This is a genomic window from Agrobacterium sp. LR_9 (assembly GCF_041954855.1).
Classification (GTDB): domain Bacteria; phylum Pseudomonadota; class Alphaproteobacteria; order Rhizobiales; family Rhizobiaceae; genus Agrobacterium; species Agrobacterium leguminum.
Genome location: NZ_JAVAYA010000015.1, coordinates 116,642 through 133,931, shown reverse-complemented (window position 1 = coordinate 133,931; position 17,290 = coordinate 116,642). Strand labels below are relative to the sequence as shown.

General features: G+C 57.0%; 17 protein-coding genes and 4 pseudogenes. 8 read left to right on the top strand and 13 right to left on the bottom strand.

What is annotated here, in order from left to right; all coding sequences use genetic code 11:
• Positions 1-260 precede the first annotated feature (260 nt).
• Entirely contained in the window at positions 261-1,553 is a 1,293-nt protein-coding gene (locus RAC79_RS17760; protein WP_374997411.1) for a type II toxin-antitoxin system HipA family toxin, read from the bottom strand.
• Complete coding sequence (locus RAC79_RS17755; RefSeq protein WP_374997410.1) at positions 1,553-1,900, bottom strand: helix-turn-helix domain-containing protein; 348 nt, start codon at positions 1,898-1,900, stop codon at positions 1,553-1,555. Before RAC79_RS17755 ends, RAC79_RS17760 begins: the two co-directional genes overlap by 1 nt.
• Positions 1,901-2,103: 203 nt before the next feature.
• Between RAC79_RS17755 and RAC79_RS17750 the strand changes: the two genes are divergently transcribed.
• Entirely contained in the window at positions 2,104-2,817 is a 714-nt protein-coding gene (locus RAC79_RS17750; RefSeq protein WP_374997409.1) for an IS6 family transposase, read from the top strand.
• Between the two features lie 107 nt (positions 2,818-2,924).
• On the opposite strand, the gene groL is transcribed toward RAC79_RS17750, so the two are convergent.
• Both groL and groES read right to left on the bottom strand, forming a co-directional pair.
• Positions 2,925-4,553, bottom strand: coding sequence for a chaperonin GroEL (gene groL, locus RAC79_RS17745; RefSeq protein ID WP_374997408.1), 1,629 nt, complete (start codon positions 4,551-4,553; stop codon positions 2,925-2,927).
• Positions 4,554-4,605: 52 nt separating this feature from the next.
• A complete protein-coding gene (gene groES, locus RAC79_RS17740; RefSeq protein WP_262528983.1) occupies positions 4,606-4,920 on the bottom strand; it encodes a co-chaperone GroES in 315 nt (104 codons plus the stop codon).
• A 276-nt stretch (positions 4,921-5,196) separates the two neighbouring features.
• Between groES and RAC79_RS17735 the strand changes: the two genes are divergently transcribed.
• The 3 genes from RAC79_RS17735 (at position 5,197) to RAC79_RS17725 (ending at position 6,492) form a co-directional block, all read left to right on the top strand.
• A complete protein-coding gene (locus RAC79_RS17735) occupies positions 5,197-5,469 on the top strand; it encodes an usg protein (RefSeq protein WP_334428069.1) in 273 nt (90 codons plus the stop codon).
• Positions 5,470-5,562: 93 nt separating this feature from the next.
• The gene (locus tag RAC79_RS17730; protein WP_060726592.1) at positions 5,563-5,853 is read left to right on the top strand and encodes a hypothetical protein; all 291 of its coding nucleotides are present in this window, start codon (positions 5,563-5,565) and stop codon (positions 5,851-5,853) included.
• A 165-nt stretch (positions 5,854-6,018) separates the two neighbouring features.
• Entirely contained in the window at positions 6,019-6,492 is a 474-nt protein-coding gene (locus RAC79_RS17725; protein ID WP_374997407.1) for an Hsp20 family protein, read from the top strand.
• 119 nt (positions 6,493-6,611) lie between these two features.
• On the opposite strand, the pseudogene RAC79_RS17720 reads toward RAC79_RS17725, so the two are convergent.
• Positions 6,612-7,270 (bottom strand): annotated as a pseudogene (locus tag RAC79_RS17720) (IS6 family transposase); the annotation flags it as partial.
• Between RAC79_RS17720 and RAC79_RS17715 the strand changes: the two are divergent.
• Both RAC79_RS17715 and RAC79_RS17710 read left to right on the top strand, forming a co-directional pair.
• Positions 7,207-7,608 (top strand): annotated as a pseudogene (locus tag RAC79_RS17715) (radical SAM protein); the annotation flags it as partial. The pseudogenes RAC79_RS17720 and RAC79_RS17715 overlap by 64 nt on opposite strands.
• 1,104 nt (positions 7,609-8,712) lie before the next feature.
• The gene (locus tag RAC79_RS17710; RefSeq protein WP_374997406.1) at positions 8,713-9,306 is read left to right on the top strand and encodes an SMI1/KNR4 family protein; all 594 of its coding nucleotides are present in this window, start codon (positions 8,713-8,715) and stop codon (positions 9,304-9,306) included.
• Positions 9,307-9,424: 118 nt separating this feature from the next.
• Here the strand turns inward: RAC79_RS17710 and RAC79_RS17705 are convergent, their stop codons facing one another.
• From RAC79_RS17705 to leuA, 3 genes are all read right to left on the bottom strand, one after another.
• Positions 9,425-9,616, bottom strand: a complete 192-nt coding sequence (locus tag RAC79_RS17705; RefSeq protein ID WP_374997405.1) for a hypothetical protein — start codon at positions 9,614-9,616, stop codon at positions 9,425-9,427.
• 90 nt (positions 9,617-9,706) lie between these two features.
• Positions 9,707-10,093 (bottom strand): DUF3224 domain-containing protein, encoded by a 387-nt coding sequence (locus tag RAC79_RS17700; RefSeq protein WP_374997404.1) that lies wholly within the window; start codon positions 10,091-10,093, stop codon positions 9,707-9,709.
• Positions 10,094-10,263: 170 nt separating this feature from the next.
• Positions 10,264-11,934 (bottom strand): 2-isopropylmalate synthase, encoded by a 1,671-nt coding sequence (gene leuA, locus RAC79_RS17695; RefSeq protein WP_374997403.1) that lies wholly within the window; start codon positions 11,932-11,934, stop codon positions 10,264-10,266.
• A gap of 308 nt (positions 11,935-12,242) precedes the next feature.
• Here leuA and RAC79_RS17690 point away from each other — a divergent pair, with 308 nt between their 5' ends.
• Positions 12,243-12,986, top strand: a complete 744-nt coding sequence (locus RAC79_RS17690; protein WP_374997402.1) for a helix-turn-helix domain-containing protein — start codon at positions 12,243-12,245, stop codon at positions 12,984-12,986.
• 493 nt (positions 12,987-13,479) lie between these two features.
• On the opposite strand, the gene RAC79_RS17685 is transcribed toward RAC79_RS17690, so the two are convergent.
• The 4 genes and pseudogenes from RAC79_RS17685 to RAC79_RS17670 form a co-directional block, all read right to left on the bottom strand.
• Complete coding sequence (locus tag RAC79_RS17685) at positions 13,480-13,614, bottom strand: DUF1345 domain-containing protein (protein WP_374997401.1); 135 nt, start codon at positions 13,612-13,614, stop codon at positions 13,480-13,482.
• Between the two features lie 109 nt (positions 13,615-13,723).
• Positions 13,724-14,020 (bottom strand): annotated as a pseudogene (locus RAC79_RS17680) (DUF1345 domain-containing protein); the annotation flags it as partial.
• Positions 13,971-15,099, bottom strand: a pseudogene (locus tag RAC79_RS17675) (IS3 family transposase). The pseudogenes RAC79_RS17675 and RAC79_RS17680, both read right to left, overlap by 50 nt.
• Before the next feature lie 81 nt (positions 15,100-15,180).
• Entirely contained in the window at positions 15,181-15,579 is a 399-nt protein-coding gene (locus RAC79_RS17670) for a PLDc N-terminal domain-containing protein (RefSeq protein ID WP_374997400.1), read from the bottom strand.
• Positions 15,580-15,910: 331 nt separating this feature from the next.
• Between RAC79_RS17670 and RAC79_RS17665 the strand changes: the two genes are divergently transcribed.
• Entirely contained in the window at positions 15,911-16,249 is a 339-nt protein-coding gene (locus tag RAC79_RS17665; protein ID WP_374997420.1) for an ArsR/SmtB family transcription factor, read from the top strand.
• A 516-nt stretch (positions 16,250-16,765) separates the two neighbouring features.
• Here the strand turns inward: RAC79_RS17665 and RAC79_RS17660 are convergent.
• A complete protein-coding gene (locus RAC79_RS17660) occupies positions 16,766-17,254 on the bottom strand; it encodes a hypothetical protein (RefSeq protein WP_374997399.1) in 489 nt (162 codons plus the stop codon).
• Positions 17,255-17,290 lie beyond the last annotated feature (36 nt).

The window sequence follows — 17,290 nt, the reverse complement described above, 5'->3', positions numbered from 1 at the left end:
ATGCCGGGTCACTTCTCAGTGCAAATCAACAAGAGCATGTGTTCTCCAGCGCCAAGGCAGAACGAGTGCTAGGCTGGCGGCCTCGGTCAGGCGAAGAAACCATTCTTGCGGCCGCTGAAAGTGCCATAGCTGTGAAGGCTGTCTGACTGGAACCGCCGCATCAAGGCCGCACTTTCGGCATCCTTCAGGCGCTTCAGCGGCCATTGCATAGGTCCCGCACGCTTCCAGTCCCTTAAGGCGACGCCACCACGCGACCTCGATCATAGTCCGATCCTTACACGGACCTCATGGACGAGCGTCAACGTGTCGAGCCGCCTCAGGACCCGATCCGAAGAGTCGGATCCCAAAAGACCGGGAGCAATCTTTGGCCAAATTTCCAGGGCTTGTCGGACGGCATGCTCGACTTCGCGCGTGATGAGCTTTGGATCGAGCCTTATAAAGCTCGCAACCCGTTCGAAGCGATGCAAGTTGACTGCATCGAAATCATGCGTCCTGACGAAGCGCAACGCCATCTCGTCCCGGGGGAGATACAGGACGGTCGGCACGATATCGTAGGCGGGCGATAGCCTAATCTGGCCGGCCTTCGGGAAATAGAAGGACCAGTTCTTCAGGTGATTGTCGCCATTGCCTAGAAGCACGTCGGCGACGACACGCCTGACGGCTTCCAGAACGTCGTCGCGGTGATCGGTGCTGAAACGGCGAACCATGTTGATGACCGTCTCGGTCGTACCCATCGTATATTTGCGGTCACCTACAGCACCGAGAACCTGGCCGGCATCCTCGATCTGGATGCGGCCGCCAGCAGACCTGTCGAATCTATCCACGACAAGCACGTTTTTGCCGTGCTGCAGCAATTCGGCTGGTACATCCCGGATCGCGTCGCGAGAGATGAGTCGACACGGCGCGATTCTGACGCCTATGGCGCTTGCCATCTGCATAGCGGCGAACTCTGCTTCGGGAAGATTGGGAAATCGTTCGCTGCCCAGCTTGATGATGCAACGACCAGTCTCTCCCCGGGCTGGGGCCGTCAGACCGTCGCCATCCGGGTTGCCGGTAAATTTCAACTGGACGCCTGCCAGCGAGAATTTCACCGCTCCTTCGGGAAGCGGCGCCTTGAAGCCATGGACCTTTCCGAGGTCCAGTGGTCCTGCCGACGCCGGTATGTCGGTCTCTGGGACAATGAACACCGCGCCAGGCAAGTCCGCTCCGAGGCGGGTCAGCACGTCGAATTCGTCGTGATCGCCCGGACCCATTTCCGTCATCACAAGGTCGCGAAGGGCTCCTTCTGGCAGAAGCCCGGAAAACCAAGGCGGCAACCTTCCGTGCAGCCCGATTTTGTCTCCCCGCGAGGCGAGCCTTTCGCGCGTACCTTGGTCGGAATCGGGATCATACCAGCCGAGACTGAGGATTGGCCTTGTCGCGTCCCGCAGGAAGCTTTCCGCAACGACGAAGGACACCGCACCATCGGCGTCGCGCGTCAGGGTCCCGGCCCGGACGGACCCTCCTTTTTCGTCGAGCATGAAGACGCCAAGAACCGCCGCTGCTTTTGCCATTACCCTTCCTTTGTCTCATCGTCATCGAGGTCGATGAAGAGCTCGTCGAAAGCTCTCGGAACCTCGGTCGAATGTCTTGGAGCAGGTATGTCATCGACCAGCAGACGCACGCTTTCCATGCGCGATTTCGGGATCAACACAGGGACGAGATCAAGCGTATCGCAGAGTTCGGCAAACAGAGTCAGACGGTCCCTGCCCAAGCGATTGTTGGCAAGGTCACGTTCCAGTTCCGATATGCGGGCACGATTTCGGCCAAGTCGCTCGGCGAGCGCCGGTTGGCTCAGGTCACGCTTTTTGCGGGCTGCGAGCAGTTGTTCGCCCAATGACTGAAAAACGGTAGGGGTCATGCGGAATTCCGCTTTATGGTGAGAAAAATGCGGAAATCCGCATAGACGTCTTTTATACGTGCGAGCGGAATTCCGCAACATATTTTGCAAATGTACGGAATTCCGCTCGCACGCGGATCTGCTAACTTGCAAGTCCTGGTATCTCATCCCACGGTGGCGTCGCCTTAAGGGATTGGTGGAGATCGGTTTGGTAATTGGTGGAAATGACCGAAGTCCAGAATGCTCACTTCAGACGCCATCGCTTCCCCGCCGCGATCATCGCCCATGCTGTGTGGCTCTACTATCGGTTTCCACTCAGTTTTCGCGATGTTGAGGATCTGCTCGCCGAGCGCGGCATTGAGGTCTCGTTCCAGACCGTCTCGGAATGGGCGGCGAAGTTCGGCCTCAAATTCGCTCATCAACTCCGGCGGCGTTGGCGCGGCCAGTTTGCCGACAGGTGGCAGTTTGACGAGATGGTGGTCTCCATCAAAGGAAAGAAATACTGGCTCTGGCGCGCCGTCGATGCCAATGGCTACGTCCTCGATGCGCTTTTGCAAAGCCGAAGAAACAGGCGAGCAGCGCTGCGACTGATGAGAAAGCTGCTGAAAGGCCAGGGTGCCACGCCACGGGTCATGGTGAGCGAAAAGCTGCGGTCCTACTCTGCCGCGAAGGCGGAACTGATGCCGGGCGTCGAGCATCGTTCCCACAAATGCCTCAACAACCGTGCCGAGAATTCACATCTTCCCGTGCGACGACGGGAGCGACGTATGATGCGCTTCAAGTCGGCGCGGCAATGCCAGCATTTTGTGTCAACCCACGGCCAGATCGCCAATCTCTTTCTTCTCCACCGAAAACAACTGACCGCCGCAGATCATCGCAAGCTCCGTTCCCACGCCATCGCAACATGGCGAGACATCGCCGCGTCAATCAACGCATAAACATCCGCCGATGAGCCTTCTTGCGCACTCGCCTCGATTAAGGCGACGCCACCCTCCCATCTCCCCAAAAATGGCCCACCCCACGAATGGGGCAGGCCACAGCTCACCTAGAAGTCCATGCCCGGACCAGCGGGCAGGGCGGGAGCGGCGTCCTTCTTTGGCTTTTCGGCAATCATCGCTTCCGTCGTGACCAGGAGGCCGGCAACAGAGGCCGCATCCTGCAGGGCGGTGCGAACCACCTTGGCCGGATCGATGACCCCCTGAGCATAAAGGTCACCATACTCGCCGGTCTGCGCGTTCCATCCGAACGACAGCTCGCTCTTTTCCCGGAGCTTGCCAACGATAATCGAACCTTCGGCACCGGCATTTTCAGCGATCTGACGCACAGGTGCCTCGATTGCGCGGCGGACGATATCGATGCCGACCCGCTGATCTTCATTGGCAGTCGGCAGACCCTCCAACGCTTTGACTGCACGTAGCAAGGCTACGCCACCACCGGGCAGGATACCTTCTTCGACGGCTGCGCGGGTTGCATGAAGGGCGTCATCGACGCGATCCTTCTTCTCTTTCACCTCGACTTCGGTCGAGCCGCCGACGCGAATGACGGCAACACCGCCTGCGAGCTTGGCAAGACGCTCCTGCAGCTTTTCGCGGTCGTAGTCGGATGTCGTCTCCTCGATCTGGGCGCGGATCTGGGCCACGCGGCCGTCAATCTCGGCCTTGGAGCCGACGCCATCGATGATGGTGGTGTTTTCTTTTTCGATTGCCACCTTCTTGGCGCGGCCGAGCATATTCAGCGTGACGTTCTCCAGCTTTATGCCGACGTCTTCGGAGATCACAGTGCCACCGGTGAGGATAGCGATGTCTTCGAGCATGGCCTTGCGGCGATCACCAAAGCCTGGCGCCTTTACCGCCGCAATCTTGAGGCCGCCACGCAGCTTGTTGACGACGAGGGTCGCGAGCGCTTCGCCTTCGACGTCTTCAGCAATGATCAGCAGAGGCTTGCCGGACTTCACCACGGCTTCCAGCACCGGCAACATTGCCTGGAGATTGGAGAGCTTTTTCTCATGGATGAGGATATAAGGGTCTTCGAGCTCTACCCGCATCTTGTCCTGGTTGGTCACGAAGTAGGGCGAGAGATAACCGCGGTCGAACTGCATGCCCTCGACGACTTCCAGCTCTGTCTCGGCAGTCTTTGCTTCCTCGACGGTGATAACACCTTCATTGCCGACCTTTTCCATCGCTTCAGCGAGGTACTTCCCGATCTCTTCGTCGCCATTGGCCGAGATCGTTCCAACCTGTGCGATTTCCGAATTGCTGGTAATTTTGCGGGCGTTCGCTTTCAGCTCTTTAACGACTGCCTCCACGGCAATATCGATGCCGCGCTTCAGGTCCATCGGGTTCATGCCCGACGCAACCGCCTTGGCACCTTCCTTGACAATCGCCTGGGCAAGAACAGTTGCGGTGGTGGTGCCGTCGCCGGCGAGATCATTGGTCTTTGACGCCACTTCGCGCAGCATCTGCGCGCCCATGTTCTCGAACTTGTCTTCCAGTTCGATTTCCTTGGCGACCGAGACGCCGTCCTTGGTGATGCGCGGCGCGCCGAACGACCTGTCGATGACCACGTTACGTCCCTTCGGACCAAGCGTTACTTTGACGGCGTTGGCAAGAACATCGACCCCACGCAGCATGCGTTCACGGGCATCGGTGTTGAATTTGACTTCTTTCGCAGCCATTTGTTCACTCCTTCAATAGGCAGCTTTTTGACTGATGGCGGACGGTGCGTGATTACGCAGCCTGCTTCTGCTCGGCCTGGGCTTCGATAATACCCAGGACGTCGCTTTCCTTCATGATCAACAGGTCTTCACCGTTGATCTTGATTTCAGTGCCTGACCATTTGCCGAACAGGATCCGGTCGCCAGCCTTGACGTCGAGCGCCTGGATCTGGCCGGCCTCGTTTCGTGCACCAGGCCCAACGGCGACAACTTCGCCTTCCTGCGGCTTTTCCTTGGCAGTGTCAGGGATGATGATACCGCCTTTGGTCTTTTCTTCGGATTCGACCCGGCGGACGAGAATGCGATCATGAAGCGGTCGGAACGACATGTTTTCCTCCGTTGAGCAAAAATGATGACGTTGAAGACCCAGGCCGGACCGGATGACCAGTCCGGGCGGGTGCGAACCTCACTCAAGCGTTCGCGGGCAAAATTTATTTTCGGGATTTTTCGATTTCAAGAGGGTGTTCTGGAAAAATTAGCACTCGGCCATCGCGGCTGCTAACATACTGCAATCGCTAAGTAATTTTAACTGGTAATGTAGAATTGTCTTGATGCCGATCAGAATTTACGTCACCTTCACCTTGTTACGAAATGGAGATGAAGCATGCAATTCTCATCTGACCTGGAGCGACAGCTCAATGGCTACGGACTGACGACTGCCCACATCCTCTATCGCATCCCAGACTTTGAATCCGTTCTGCAAACCTATGTCTGGCAGGATTACGATCTCGCGCCCGTTTTCCCCGAGATGCACAAGTTCCTGGATTTTTGGCGGGCGTCCCTCGATGGGCCGCTGCATTCGGTTCGCTACAGCCATCAGCGCCTGATCGGGCCCAACGAATGGCGGCGTGTCGATGGCGAGTTCAAGCTGCATTAAGGCTTGAATCTGACTTTTCCACTTCCTAGCTCACCCGGCGATCGGGGCTTGATGAGCCCGATCGCTTTCCACGTCTGTACGGAGTGAGGCCACATGGAAGAAAATATCAGGATCATCAAGAGTGCCAGTATCCCGGAGAGGGAGGAGATCATCACCGATTTTGCTCGTTGGCTTGAGACCACCTCGCAAGATGCGCTGGTCTATGGTGAGGGCCGTTTTGCTGTGATGTCGGCCAATATGGCACAAGCGATCCGCACAAACGCCGACGAACTTGCGCGCGACAATCCCGAAACGACTGAACGGGTATTGCAGCAAGCTTGCGCGATGATCTCGCAGTTCAAGGCGGCGTACCCGCATCGCGTTCTCAGTCGATCAGTGCATTGAAGATAGAGCAAATTGGGATCGGTAAAATTTTTGCGGCAGATCTTGAACCGGAAAATCGCCAAAACCAACTCATTTGCCGCCAGCCGCTGAGACAAGGGCTGGTTTCGCCGGGGAGCGCCGCTTTTGGCACTCCCGTACCCATGTTGCTTCAAGGAGGATATGGCTATGGTAACATCTTACGACTACGCACCTCTCTACCGCTCGAGCGTAGGCTTCGACCGGATCTTCAATCTTCTGGAAAACGCCCGGCGCGCCCGGTCGACCAGCGAATGGCCGCCTTATGACATCGTCAAAAGCGATGACGACACTTACCGGATCTCGATCGCGGTGGCTGGATTTGCACAGGACGATCTCGATATCATCTTCCAATCCAATCTGCTGACCGTCACCGGCAAGAAGCAGGAGGCACCAGCGGATGGCTACCTGCATCGTGGCATCGCCGGACGCCCGTTCGAACACCGGTTTGAGCTTGCCGACCATGTCCGGGTGAAGGGAGCGGAGTTGAACAACGGTATTCTCTCGATCGCGCTGGTCCGTGAGATCCCTGAGGCCTTGAAGTCGCGGAAGATCTCGATCCAAAGCACACCTGCGCTGACGTCAAATGCTCCGGCGCAGATCGAAGCGCAGAAGGCGGCTTGATCTTTAAGTTCATGCAGTGGGTCACGTGCGCCATCGCAATGGCGCCCGTCAACATCCCGGGGGCAGTGCCAAGTTGTTTGGCGCTGGGTGCCATCGACGCCGTGTTGCCAGTAGACTGTCATTTCAGCGGCATACTCAGCCCACAGGCTGAACGCATCAGCCCGCGCGGCGGTATGAAATGGCAGGCAGCGTGTAGCGGCGGGGGCGGAAGATGGTGTTGATTTGCTCGTGGGCTGACAGGAAGCGCTGTGCCTGAAGTGGTGTTTTGAACCGACCCATGATCTTCTCGCGTTTTCGGGTCTGCCGATGGGAGTTTTCAATTCGGTTGTTCAGCTCCTTGTGCGCCCGATGATCGGCATCTGGAGCGATGGCCTGGATCGGCGTTACGTACTGCCCGGTTTGTTCGTCACGCCCACGCGCGGCTGACCAAACTGCTTGATCAGTCTTGAGAAGAAGCGCCTGGCAGCCCTGCTGTTGCGGCGAGCCTGAACCAGGATATCGAGAACACGCTGTTGGCATCAATGGCGCGCCAGAGCCAGAACTTCTTGCCGCCAATCTTGATGACGGTCTCATCCATGTGCCACTTGTCTTTGGGTTTTGGCCGGTCCCTGCGGATGCAGTTCGCGAAATGACAACCGAAGCGATTGACCCGGAGCCGAACAGTTTCCCGGCTGACGACAACTCCGCGCTTGGCGAGCAGATCCTCCGCATCGGCAGTCGCTCGCCGCCGGCCGTACCATCGCCCACAAGACGCCGGAGCAGCTGGCCGAAGTGGCAAAAGCCGCCGTCGAGCTTGACGGCGTCAAGCATATGGTGATGACGACGGGGACGCCGAAGGGATCGGATCGCGGCGCCTCGATCCTCGCTGACAGCGCCCGTGCCATCAAGGCGGCGATCGACATTCCGATCCAGGCGCAATGCGAGCCGCCGGAAGACGACGTCTGGTTCGAGATCATGAAGGATGCCGGCATCGACGCGCTCGGCATGCATCTGGAGGTCGTCACGCCCGAGCTTCGTGCCCGCATCATGCCGGGCAAGGCTCAGGTCTCGATCGAGAAATACATGGCCTCCTTCATCGCAGCTTGCCTTGAGGCAGGGATGCCGATGGTTATGACAAGTTCGTTGCCCGCGGGCAAACATAGACCCAATCTTCAAGCAGCCGGCTAGATACACAGCCCCGCGGAAAGCGGGGCTTTTTATGTCGTGTGATCTATCCAAAAAATATTTCGCAGACCCACTAGCCGTTTTCGCCTCTCTCTCGGAAAGTATGTGTGTGGCTCACGTCGGGGCACCCTTATTTTGCAGGCGTGGATCACAGAACCCGGCCTAAAATACTATATATTGTTGCTCCGTATGGAGCACATCCTGCATGATCAGAACACGCAATCAGAATATCGCAGGCCCATTTTCTGGCACCGGATCGGCACCGGCTATGGTTCGGGACAAGTGGTTGCCGCCAGACGGTCGCGCCGCTTTCGAGAGGTTGAACGACGAAGCCGCGATGCGCGGTACCGTCATCAACGCGGGTAGCCTAGTCGCAGCGAACGACAACCGCTTCGGATTCGCTCCCGGTGGATAAACGTCGCTCTAAAACCGAATTTGTATGAAAGGGTTAGAAACCCAACGGCACCTTGGGGTGCCGTTTCCATTTGGGACGCTCTTAGTCGACGGACGTTTGAAACTCGTGAGATGTCTTCATCCCATTCAAGATCATAGTGCTGGGTATCGGCATGTACTATGCCATTAAGTGGCATCACGATCAGGCGAAGAAAGACGAAGCGTCCAAGGGACACTAAACGCCAGTGGGTGCCCACTTGCTTCTTGCTGGGTTCGCACAGGTTATCGGTAGACAATTTTTGCCAGCTCCGCCAGTGACAAGGTGGGGCTGAATACGTTTCAGGACCGGCCGTGGACGCGTAAGCCCGGATAACCAAACCGCACACCGTATGGGCGCCGCCTGATTTTCAATCCCATGCGCGTTCTCTTCCGCTTGCATGGTGATCGTGCGGCCCGTTCCCTTAGTTGGTTGAGCGGGCCGCTTTGGCTATTTTTCATCATTAGTTGGTGGGGCTTCCTTGACGGCACCGCAATGTAACTTGGGGACTCGACCCACCACCCACCACCCACCACGACGCCATTATTCCGCACGATGGTGGGTATAGTATCGCGGCAGAGGCCGTCTTCTGATGATTGAGAGGAAATTCTATGGTGATCAAGGTTGTGGAAGGCGCATCGGGGCCGATCGAATTCCGACCCTTTGATGGAGAATCCGCAGTCGGGCTGCCAAGTGAAGAGGCGCTTGCCGCCTTCGCACAGGAGCTTGGCGTTTCGTTGCCGGTGGCGTATCGACAGTTTTTGCTGCGGATGAATGGAGGCAAGGTGTCGCCACGGGGTTTCCGGTATGAGTATTCTCCGGAGGCGCGCCTCTTTCTGGAGCGTTTCCTCGATCCGAATGATGAAATCCTGTCGGAGAACGCGACGCTCTTTCGCTACTTTCATGCGCTCGGGCATGCGAAGCAGGCTCTCGACCTCAAGGCCCTGCAGGTCACAGTCCGCCGCTGGGGGCGCGAGGATACCGTCGGCATCGGCCAGACGATCTCCGGGGACATCCTTGTGCTTGATCTCCAGCCGGGGCCGGAGCATGGCTCGGTGAAGTACATGACGATCCATGGGGTCGGTGCAATGGAGGATGATGAAACGGTGCCTTTGGCCTTCGTGGCCGCCGATTTCGATAGTTTCTGCGGCTCCTTCTTTGACTATGACGAGGAAATCGATCGCCGCGCTGCAGCCGTCATGCGGGGCGGAAAGCGCTGACGCAGGGATGCATTACAGAAGGCGTTCGTGGGACGCAGCCCTCTCGATGAACTTGAACTCTAAATCATCCAGGAGCAGGTCAGTGCGACCGCGATTCTCTAAAACTCGTACGGCTGCACTACAAGGGCAGGCCAATATCCTGCCTCTTCAAGTAGAGGTGCGCCATCATCCGTCCAAGGTCACGGTCGTTGACACGATAGCGGTAGATCAGCGCAACGGGCACAAAAATCACTTCACTTTGAAACGACGCCGCTTGAGATTGCTCATCGATGACGTCGCAGAAGATCTTCGCCGCTCGCTTGTGCGTCACCGCGATCTTTGCAATAGCCTCTCAGCACACGATCCGAACCCCTTGGGTACAACATGTCCACTGGCTTTTGCTGACGTGGCTCGCGATCGCTTAGTCCGGCAACGTGTAGCGGAACTGATAATCGCGCTGCCCCGAGGCGACGACGATGTTCATAGTCCCCGTTAGGCCTGCCAGTCCGTTCGTAGCGGAGTCCGGCACGAGGACGACCGTCAGGGATTGCTCGCCTTTATCCATCAGCCCGCTATGCTGGAGCATGAACGTACCTTGCCGACCGTTGACGCTGGCAGTCATGCGCTCCATCGCGACATAGCCGGCCGAGCCCTCAACGTTGCTGCGGAATGCAAGCATCTGGCCGACACTGGTGCCTTGCAGATCGCCGTGAAAGGTCTTGTCGATCGACATGTTTCCAATCGGGCCTTCACCGGCGCCGACCGGCGCGAGTTTCACGTCAAAAGTGCCTGTCGCTTCTTTCTTCATGATATTCCCCGCATCGATTACAACCGATTTATCACCCTGATTCCTGCTGTTCTATAACGGCGTGGCCGCGGAATCGCGGGTCCCCAGTTCATGATTAGAGATAATCAGGCCGACGATCGGCGCCAGCGCGACTTAGAGGATGTCTTGGTAGCGCCAAGACTTTGGCAAACTCAGCTGGCGTTTGCTGCGCTGAGGACGGCCTTGACCGAAGCCGTGGCGATGTCCTCGTCGATGCCGATCCCGAAAACCGTGACGCCATCACGAGTGCGGCATTTCAGGTAGGCGACCGCTTGGGAATTCGCGCCGCGTTTCAGGGAATGTTCGTGATAGTCGAGGACTTCCAACATCACCCCACAGCCCTCCTCCAGCGCCGAGACCGCACTGGAGATCAGGCCATTCCCACGACCTGTGATCGCAATAACACGACCTCTGTGACGGATGCGCCCGACAAAAACGCGTTCCTTCCCGGCGCTGCGACGGCTTTCATCCTGATAATCAATCAGTTCAAACGGCTGCGGCCCGGTTAGATGGTAAGCATCTTCGAAGATCGACCAGATCATAGCGGCCGTGATTTCCCTCCCGGTGCTCTCAGCGAACTCCTGCACACGGCGGCTGAGATCGATCTGAAGCGAGCGCGGCAGTTTCAAACCCTTGTCCTGTTCAATCACCCAGGCAATACCCCCTTTGCCAGACTGGCTGTTGACGCGAATGACCGCCTCGTATGTCTCGCCGATGTCTGCCGGATCAACTGGCAGATAGGGCATTTCCCAGATACCGTCATTGCGCTTTCTGTGGGCCGTGAACCCTTTCCGGATCGCGTCCTGGTGCGAGCCCGAGAAGGCCGTGTGCACCAGTTCGCCGGCATAGGGGTGGCGCGGGTGCACCGGCAGTCCGTTGCAATGCTCGACGGTATTCACGACATCGCGGATCGCGGGAAAATAGAGTTTCGGATCGATCCCTTGGGTGTAGAAATTCATTGCCAGCGTCACCAGGTCCACATTGCCGGTCCGCTCGCCATTCCCGAACAGGCATCCCTCAACACGGTCGGCCCCGGCAAGTAACGCCTGCTCGGCCGCCGCCACGGCCGTTCCCCTATCATTGTGAGGATGCACGCTGATAACCACCGCATCACGGCGCGAGATGCTGCGGCCGAACCACTCGATCTGGTCGGCATAAACGTTGGGTGTCGCGACTTCGACCGTTGCCGGCAGGTTGAGGATCGCTGGACGTTCGGAGGTCGGCTGCCAAACGTCCAACACCCGTTCACAAATCTCAAGCGCAAAATCAGGCTCGGTGAAGCAGAAGGTTTCGGGCGAATACTGAAAGGTCCAGTGGGTGTCGGAACGCTTCAGGCTTTCCTCCAGCATCGCCGTGACGCCGGTGACGGCCAGATTGATGATCTGATGCCGCTCCATCCCGAAGACCACGCGGCGGAACAGCGGAGCCGTTGCGTTGTAGAGGTGAACAATCGCCCGGCGCGTGCCCTCGAGCGCTTCGAAGGTGCGGACAATAAGATCTTTACGGGATTGGGTAAGCACCTGAATTGTTACGTCGTCGGGAATCCGATCTTCTTCGATCAGCGCACGGACAAAGTCGAATTCGGTCTGTGACGCCGATGGAAAGGCGATCTCAATTTCCTTGAAGCCTACGGCGAGCAGCATGTCATAAAAACGTAGCTTGCGTTCCACATCCATCGGATCGGCAAGCGCTTGATTGCCGTCGCGCAGATCGGTGGATAACCAGCGGGGCGCTTTCGTGAGCCGGTTGGACGGCCACTTGCGATCTTGCAACTCGATAGGAGAGACGAAAGGGCGGTATTTGATTTCAGGATTGGTCAACATGGCGTGATCCATTGCGATGCGTTTTGTGAAGGATTCGACACGGCCATTACGATCGCCGGGAAGCCGTCAGGCCCGACGATCGCCGGTAAGTCGCAACGCAACGCAAATCACCAAACAGGCAAGCGGATGGGCCGCGCCTCCAACGGCCACGCCGAGCGCCGCAGGTCGCGGCTCTTCGATGCAGTCAATTAGGCGGTTGCGGTCGGTCACCTGGCGAAAACTCTCTGCTGTTGGATGGCCTACCGTAGTGAGCGCGAAGCTGATATTCTAACGCCAGATGATCATCGATCGTCGCAAAAGGATCAGTTTTGAAAAGCGGCATAAACATTACCAACGAGATCGCCGTCATTACCCACGACGAAAACCGCTTTTCGGGGCCGAGGCACAGTCATGAAGACGCTCAGCTTCTATATGCCGTCAGCGGGGTTGTATCGATCAGGATGGATCGGGGCACTTGGGTTGTCCCGCCAAGCCGGGCTGTCTGGATTCCGCCGGGACTGGAGCACCAAACGTCTAGCCATGCAGGCGTGCAGTTCCGGTCACTTCTGATTGACACAAGCGAAATGGGGGGGCTTCCCGACGAATGCCTTGTGGTGACGATCACCCCTCTTTTGCGGGAATTGATCCTGAAACTTGCCGAGCTTGCTGAGAAGCCACAAAGTCGGGAGCAAGCGGACGCCGTCGTCAGGCTGCTCCTGATGGAACTTTCCTTTCAGCCAGCGCAGCCGCTCAATCTGCCTACACCGAAGCATTCCGGCTTGGCGCAAATGTGCGAGCGGTTCCGTACCAATTTGGCGGAAAATCTCTCCATTGAAGATGCAGCCGCCAGGCTTCACATGAGCAGAGCCACCTTTATGCGGACATTCAGACGTGAAACCGGCATGAGTTTCGGGCAATGGCGCCAACAGGCCCGGATGCTCGAAGCCTTGACGATGCTGGCAGAAGGGAGAAGCGTCCTCGATGTCGCCCTTGAGTGTGGCTACAATAGCCCAAGCGCCTTTTCTGCCATGTTCCGCCGATCACTCGGGTGCTCACCCAGCGCTTACTTTTAAACCGCACTTCTAGACTCGGCTGCTCATCACCTCAACTGCGCAGCTGCATTCATGTTTCGCTCTCGAAGTCCGGGAGCCCGCTTCCGCCGCTTCTGACCAATGAATTCGCGGGTTCTTCCGGTGCCAAGGAATGGAGCAAAAAGACGGCTGAAAGGCTGACTACCTAACCGTGCTGCCGGGCTGGTTGACGATGAAGAAATTGCGGCGTTGATCGTTGTACCTTAGAAACTGGCGACGTGGCCAATGTTGCCAAAGCGCCTGACGTCGTCGCACGCGCAGATGCCGTGACCGAAATCTCAGGAAAAACCGGCCATCTTGCTAACAGCTTTACCGCTCGTTCTGCGAGCGTGGAAATCCGAACCTCAAAACGACGCTGGCCGTCATGAAGCTGCTGGGTGTCGATCTACCGGCCACCCCCACCCCAAAATGACTTGAATTGCGGTTTTGGGCGCAAAATTACGCCATGCCAGAGGCATAGTCCGTGGTCGCGTTTTCATAGGCTTCCGAGTGCGTTAATTGTGAAAGCCAGAACGCCCATGTTGAAAATGAATGCCGCCATACACTGGAACAGGACGACCTTCCGCATATGCCAGCCAGTTATCGTGATATCCGAAGTCTGGAAGGTCATTCCCAGTGTGAAGCTGAAATAGATTATATCCCAGTACCCAGGGGTTCGGAGTATTGGGCACCTCCAGTCCACCGAGATCTTTTCCCTGTTCCTGGGAGCAGAAGAGGTGGATGTAATGCACCGCAAAGACCGTATTTGCAAAAAGCCATGACAATATCAGCGTCAGAACAATCAGAGCGACATCCGTCCATTCCGGTGTTGCGGGTCTGGCGACCAGCGTTCCGATCGCTATCAGAACGATGACACAAAGCAGTACCGTGATTGCGAGTAGTCCTGCGCGGAGAGGTGGTTCGGTTTGTCTGAACAGTTTCGGGCGTTTCGTTAAGTGGATTTCCGCCTCGATTATGCCGCCACCATCATTGGTGCCAAGCGTTGAAGTAGGCCTGATCCGGCGTCTGCCGGTCAAGGGATGAATGTGGGCGTCGGCTATTATAAAAGGAGGTCAGATATCGGCCAATGCCGACGCGGGCCTCGGACACGGTCTTATAGGCGTGGAGGTAGACTTCCTCGTATTTGATCAACGCCAGAGCCGTTCGACGAACACATTGTCCCGCCAAGCGCCCTTGCCATCCATCGAGATGGCGATCTCAGCTTTCTTCAACACTGCCGTGAAGTCCATCGAGGTGAACTGCGATCCCTGTCGGTGTTGAAGATGTCGAGTTTGCCGTAACGCGCAAGCGCCTCCTCGACCGCCTCGATACAGAAGTCCGCCTCCATCGTGATTGACAATCGCCACGACAGAACACGTCGGCTGAACCAGTCCACGACAGCGCAAAGATAGACAAAGCCGCGAGCCATCGGAACATACGTTATATCCATTGCCCAGACCTGGTTGGGTCGGATGACCGCCAACTTTCGCAGCAGGTAGGGATAAATCTTGTGCCCTGGCGCTGGTTTGGAGGTGTTCGGCCGACGATAGATCGCCTCGATACCCATCTTCTTCATCAGCGTGGCGATGTGTAGCCGCCCGGTCTCCAGACCTTCTCCTCTCAAGAGCCCTTGCAACATCCGACTTCCCGCGAACGGGTAGTCGAGATGCAGTTCGTCGATCCGGCGCATCAAAGCCAGATCGACGTTCGACACTGGGCGCGGAGAATAATAGACGCTGCCACGGCTGAAGCCGGGAAGCTTCGCCTGGCGCACGACGGATAGCTTGTGCTCGCGGTCGATCATTTCTTTCCGCCCAGCAATCCCGCCTTGCCGAGCGCACCGGACAAAAAATCGTTCTCCAGTGTCAGTTCGCCGATCCTGGCGTGCAGCGTTTTGACATCGATGGTCGGACCCGTTGGCTCCGCCTTCGTTTCATCGCCGAACACACCCGTCGCCCCCTCAAGGAGCTGGTCTTTCCACTGTTTGTTTGATCTGGTTGGCGTGCACATCGAACTGCTGGGACAATTCCACCAGCGTCTGCTCACCTCGGATGGCGGCGAGCGCCACCTTTGCCTTGAAAGCCGGGCTGTGGTTCCGGCGCGGTCGTCTCGTCATGGTATCTCTTGTTCCCGGCATCCAAGCCGAAGTCAGGCAGAAATTCCACTTATCCCCCTGTGCAGATTTCCCGAGCCAGCTCTATGCATCGATATCTGCTACAAGCCTGTCGATCATGCCGTCATAATCGTCAATCAGCTCAATCCTCTTTCCATCCGTGGCGGGAAATCGTCTAAGAGCAGCTGCAAGTTCCGCCACGGGCTGCTGCCTGGCTTCGAGAACAGCCTGAAAGGGCTTCAGGCTATCTGTCGCCATCTCGAAGAACAGCTGCAGGGACCGAAACCGTGCCCGTCGCCACTTGGGGAAATGGTCGTTCCCGATCGCCAGAAACAGAATGATCCCCGCGATCGGCAGAAAGAAAATCAGCAGCAGCCATGCCCGTGCGGAGGAGGGCGAGCGCCGCTGCGGGATGACGACGAGCGCGCCCAAACGCACAATCCATTCGGTGCTGACAAGCAGCAGTTCGTAGCTGAGCTTCATCTAATCTCCGCGTCAATCGCATCACGACGCTCGCCGTAAGCATGAAGTACATAAGACAGCGACTTCTGAAGAAAGATCAGCACAATAGAACAATGAAATCAAACGTTTCGAACTATACAACGGAAAATTCGGCAGGACATTTTGCCGGGAAATAGGAGACACTTTGTCCGTTGCCATCATGGCTGAATCGATAACTTGTTGATCTTTCGGAGTCGCAAAATTGGCATAGGTATTGCGTAATGCAATTTGCGGCCTGACGGCGATGGTAGGGAGAACTGCAATGTGGCTGTTCTGGCCTACAAACAAAACTGAGAAATGGGTACCCAGCGGCATGAGCGGAACGGAAACGCCTTCAAAGTTGACTGCGCAACAGAGCGAGCATGCGGCGCGAATGCTTTCGGCAATGGCAAACCCGGTGCGCCTCGCGATTCTTCAACTGCTTGTCCAGAGCGAGACTTCGGTCTCCGCCATTTGCGAACACGTTGGCATGAGCCAGTCGGCGGTGTCCCAGCACCTGGCGAAGTTGCGAAACCGAAAGCTGGTCGCCACAAGACGGGATGCGCAAACTATTTATTACACCATTCACTCCGCGTCCGTGCTCATCCTTTTGAAAACGCTAAATGAGATTAAATTCTCTCGACCCGGTGATAGTTTCGCGAACTCGTTTTGAATACCGTGACACGAACGTCTGCATTGGCAAAGCAGCAGCGGTTATTCGATCCGGGCCCCACGACCGCAGGTCAGAGCAAGGATGTCGGCTTCGGAACAACCCTCGAAAGGATGTTGGTGCAGAGCCTGAAAGGCCGGGTGTCGAGGGACTGGCAAGCACGTGGGCTTCTGATTAAGCTCACCCTTCCACGCGATGAGTCTGGGCTGGCAAGAAGGATATACCGGAACTGACCCATTCTGTGAAATTGCCTGCGGCAGACGATCAAGGTTGCCCGCGCGCGGACGCTGCCATCGAAGACATGACAGAGGGCCATCGTTGAGCAGGCAGATCGCGAAAGGTGGCGGAAGCCATAACGATCGTCATCTCAAGGCGGCGATTACAGAAAACTGTTCTGGCCGTCCTATGATAAGCGGGCTTTCATCGGTCATACTGCAAGCCAAGTTCTTGATGACCTTACGAGCTCTGGGGGATTCTTGAATAACCGGGTCGTTGGTTCAGATCGGCTCAAGAGCAAAACTAGGCGCGGTCCTTTATTCTTCGGGCTATTCCAAATAAAGAGGAACGGCGCTCTCGTCGACGCTGCGACGCGGACCGGGCAAAGGCACCGTTGGTCGCCGCGCGCTGTGGCTGTCGGGCGGAGCGTGCGGAAGCCGCTTTCTTGGCGGGAACGATTCTGGTCGGGCGAGCCTTTGACTTTGGCGGCCGTCGCTCTTCGGCTGCCGGTGGTGCGCCGAGCCATCGGATGATGGCATCCAGCCCTGGCCGGAGCTGCGTTTTCAGTTCTACCGTCAACTCGGCTTCGATCCCACAGGCCTGACCGATCATCGTCCAGTCGATATGGTTCAGAAGTGGTGGCGATTTTCGGTCGACAATCAAACTGGCTAGATAAGGCCGTATATTCTCCAACGCTCGCCTGGATGCGATCGAAGCGATACGAATCTCGCAGAACTCCGAAATTTTTCGCTGAAAATGACGTGATGAAATGTCGTGTTTGATCATACTCATTCCGTTTCTCTCGGCATCAGTACCAAGGGCGAGCGG